Annotated in this window: 4 protein-coding genes; 1 reads left to right on the forward strand and 3 read right to left on the reverse strand. The window is 54.8% G+C overall.

Annotation, left to right across the window (positions count from 1 at the left end; genetic code table 11):
* Positions 1–260 (reverse strand): ribonucleotide reductase N-terminal alpha domain-containing protein (locus tag PHO70_08530; protein MDD5433006.1); only part of this gene is annotated, 260 nt, incomplete at its 3' end.
* A gap of 157 nt (positions 261–417) precedes the next feature.
* Between PHO70_08530 and PHO70_08535 the strand changes: the two genes are divergently transcribed.
* Entirely contained in the window at positions 418–1,194 is a 777-nt protein-coding gene (locus tag PHO70_08535) for an AAA family ATPase (GenBank protein MDD5433007.1), read from the forward strand.
* A gap of 4 nt (positions 1,195–1,198) precedes the next feature.
* Here the strand turns inward: PHO70_08535 and purM are convergent, their stop codons facing one another.
* The gene (gene purM, locus PHO70_08540) at positions 1,199–2,194 is read right to left on the reverse strand and encodes a phosphoribosylformylglycinamidine cyclo-ligase (protein ID MDD5433008.1); all 996 of its coding nucleotides are present in this window, start codon (positions 2,192–2,194) and stop codon (positions 1,199–1,201) included.
* Entirely contained in the window at positions 2,191–3,585 is a 1,395-nt protein-coding gene (locus PHO70_08545; protein MDD5433009.1) for an aspartate kinase, read from the reverse strand. The genes purM and PHO70_08545 overlap by 4 nt, the downstream gene beginning before the upstream one ends.
* Positions 3,586–3,857 lie beyond the last annotated feature (272 nt).

Raw genomic sequence — 3,857 nt, forward strand, 5'->3', positions numbered from 1 at the left:
GGCAGGCCGGCGTTCATGAGCATAGGGGAGTTCGGCAAGAACTCAAGCCCCTCCATCATCTCTAAAAATTTAGCTCGCCAGACCTCGCGATCCCCACCATACCTGGACTCGGCCTGCGAAACATGAGAGGCCACGCGCTCGAACATCTCGGCAGGCGTTTCACTAACCCGCCCGCACGGGTCGCGAGAGAGGTACCGCTTCCGAAGGATCTCAACCGCATTGGCGGACAGATTCAAGCAATCATCTCTTTTCCGCTCCATCACCCCTCACCTCACTGCAGTTATTGTCCAGAATTGATTTAAGCATACATGTCCAATATTGATCCGTCTGAGAGAAATCGATCTGTCGGACTGAACAGACCAGAATGAAAAAAGGCTTACGAATATTGTCTTATAACCTGCAAGAGGTCCACTAAAGATGAAAATTGCCATTTCAGGAAAAGGCGGCGTGGGCAAGACCACCCTGGCTGGCACCCTGGCCCGGCTCTTCGCCCGCGACGGTTACAACGTCCTGGCCATAGATGCCGATCCCAGCATGAACCTGGGCTCGGCCCTGGGAATCAAAGATCTGCCCAAGCCAGTCACCGAGCACAGAAAGCTGGTTGAAGAGAGAGCAGGCATGCCGGGTGGCATGTTCAAGATGAACCCCAAGGTCGATGATGTCGTTTCCATGTGCGGCTGCATTGGGCCCGATAACGTCAAACTGGTGGTCATGGGAACCATAGATTCCGGAGGCTCGGGCTGCATGTGTCCGGCAAACGCCTTTGTCAAAGCTCTCATCAGGCATGTCATAGTCCGTGAGAAAGATCTGGTAATCCTGGACATGGAAGCAGGCATCGAGCACCTTGGCCGGGCGACTGCTCGCGGCGTCGATGCGATGATAGCCGTAGTGGAGCCAGGCATGAGGTCCATTGAGACAGTCGAACGGATAATGCATCTAGGAAAAGAGATCGGCATCACAAAGTTCTTCGCCGTCATCAATAAGGCAGACGACCCCGGGCCCGTCGCTGAGAAGCTGGACCTGATGGGCATACCGGTCTTGGGCACCATCCCCTTCGACCGATGTCTGGTCCAGGCGGACCTGGCAGGCAAGCCGGCGATAGACGCCAACTGCCCGGCAGTGGAGTCCATCAGGGCCATAAAGGTCAAGCTGGAAGAGCTGTTCGGCGAGGAAAAAACTGAAAAAAAGCAGTGAGCAGCTAGAAGTTCAAGCTGCCCGCTTTTATCCCTTCTTTTACAATAGTACCAATGACCCGGCTTCCCGGCCCCATGATGCGACAGGCCCGGTCGACCTCTTCCTCGGCTACGACTACCACAAACCCCACCCCCATGTTGAATGTGCGGTACATCTCCGCATCATCCACATTGCCCAGCTCCTGCAAGAACCGGAAGATAGGCTGCGGCTCCAGGGGATCGGTGATCTCAAAGCCGAGGCTTGATATCCTGCGCAACTTGAGCAGCCCCGATCCAGTGATATGAGCCAGACCATGCACATCACACTCTCGCACAAGCTCCACGATCTCCGGATAGATTCGCGTAGGCGTGAGCAGCTCTTCACCGATGCTGTTCTTGCTGCCGGGCATCTGGTCAAAGTAGGTGTACTTGGACTCGGCTATGATTCGCCGGGCTAAAGTGTAGCCGTTGCTGTGCAGGCCGGAACTAGGCACACCCACAAGCACATCGCCCTTTTTGATCTTCTCGCCTGTGACGACTTTGTCTTTGTCCACAATTCCTATGGCTGTACCTGCCAGGTCGAAGCCCCGGATGATCTCCGGAAGAGATGCAGTCTCGCCGCCGACGATCGTCATATTGGAGATCTCAGCGCCGCGAGCAAGGCCTATGGCAATCTGGGCTGCCCTCTCCGGGTCAACCTTTTCGACGGCCAGGTAGTCCACGAAGGCTATGGGCTCGGCACCTATGGCATACAGGTCATTGACGTTCATGGCTATGCAGTCGATGCCTACCGTATCCCATTTTGAGATCGCATTGGCTATGAGAACCTTGGATCCCACTCCGTCCGTAGTCATGGCGAGGGCGAAGCCGCCCATATCCAAGAGCCCGGCATAGTGGCCGATCTCAGTCATGGGCGCTCCAAAGCCCTTCCTCTTGGTCGTCAGCACTGCCTTCATGGCATCTATAGATCGGTTCTCCTGGTGAATATCCACGCCGGCCTCAGCGTAGGTGAGCTTCCTCATGCCTCTCCCCCCAGCCCAAACTCGTGGTGCAGGGCTCGTATCGCCTGCTCGGCATCCTTGGAGGCGACGACGAAAGATATGTTGTGCTGGCCTGATGCCTGACTGATCATGACGACGTTGATCTTGGCCTCACCCATGGCCTTGAAGACCCTCGCGGCAACTCCCGGAGTGCCCGCCATCCCAGCACCCACAACTGCAACGACACAGACATCGTGATCATGCGAGATCTCCTTGACGAGGTCTCTTGGAAACTCAGCTCGAAGGGCGTCTTCTGCTTTCTCTGTCTGCCGCTCCTCGATGATGATGGAGATGTTGGCCTCGGATGAGCCCTGGCTGATCATGACTATATTGATGCCTGCCTTGGCCAGAGCAGAAAATGCCCGGGCGGCGACGCCAAGTGTCCCGATCATACCAGCTCCTGATATGTTGAGCAGAGCCACGTTTTTGTGCAGCGTCACAGCCTTGATCACGTCAGCCTTTGGCACATCGTCATGCACGATCTGCGTTCCGGGAATATCCGGATCGAAGGTGCATTTTACGCGCACGGGTATCCCTTTTCGAATGGCGGGCTCGATGGCGCGGGGGTGGAGAACCTTGGCGCCGAAGTTGGACAGCTCCATAGCCTCCCGGTAGGATATGGCGGGAATGGACTTGGCATTGGGCTCGATCTTGGGGTCTGTCGTCATGATGCCGTAAGTCTCCTTCCAAAACCAGATCTCGTCGGCATCTATCGCCGCTCCGATGAGCGAGGCCGACAGATCCGAGCCGCCACGGCCAAGCGTTGTAACGGTTCCCTTCTCGTCCTTGGCTATGAATCCAGTTACCACCGGGACTCCTTTGAGTGGCAAAAGATTCTGAGGGATCTGATGATATGTCTTCTCCAGTGGACGGCTGTCGCCGTAGTTGCTGTCGGTGACGATTCCTGCCTCTGATCCCGTGAAGTGCTGAGAGGAGATGCCCATATCCCTTAAAACTCCAGAGAGAATTGGCGCAGCCAGCTGCTCGCCGTAACTGGATATGTAATCTAGAGATCGTGCCGTGAGTTCGCCAAGATAGCATATGCCGATGTATGCCTTCTCGAGCTCAGAGAGCTTCTTGGATATGGTCTCGCTGACCTCTTTGGCGATTTGGGGGTCTTTTATCCCATCTGCTATGGCCTGGTTGTGCCTGTCAGTGATCTTCTCCATGAAGTCTATCACTTCTGAGACATTTCCATCTTTGGCAGCCTTTCTGGCACAGGCCAGCAGATCATCAGTTACACCTTGCAGGGCAGAGGTGACCAGAACAATTTCATTGTCGCGGCTGAAATGTAAGACTAGATCTCCCACATGCCGCAGTCTGCTTCCGTCAGCTACGGAAACACCACCAAACTTCATTACCAAGCGCGCCATCGCAAAAACCTAGGCTCCGCTCTCCTCGCATCGATTTAAGCTTTACCCATAATTATAATTTCTCAGGCAAAAGCTTCAGGATGCCTGCCGGCAACCTTGCTTTGGAAGGCCGAAGGCTTAAATAGATTGAATCAGAGGAGTCTGAGTCCTAATCGGGACTGTAATCTTTATCTTAAACTTCGCGAGGCGTATTATGGGCAAGAGGAAGAAGATAGCAGAACGCGTAACGACTCTGATGGACAAGCCTGAGATGATCAGGAACATCGGAATCG

The sequence above is a fragment of the Candidatus Omnitrophota bacterium genome, from assembly GCA_028715415.1.
GTDB lineage: Bacteria > Omnitrophota > Gorgyraeia > Gygaellales > Profunditerraquicolaceae > JAQURX01.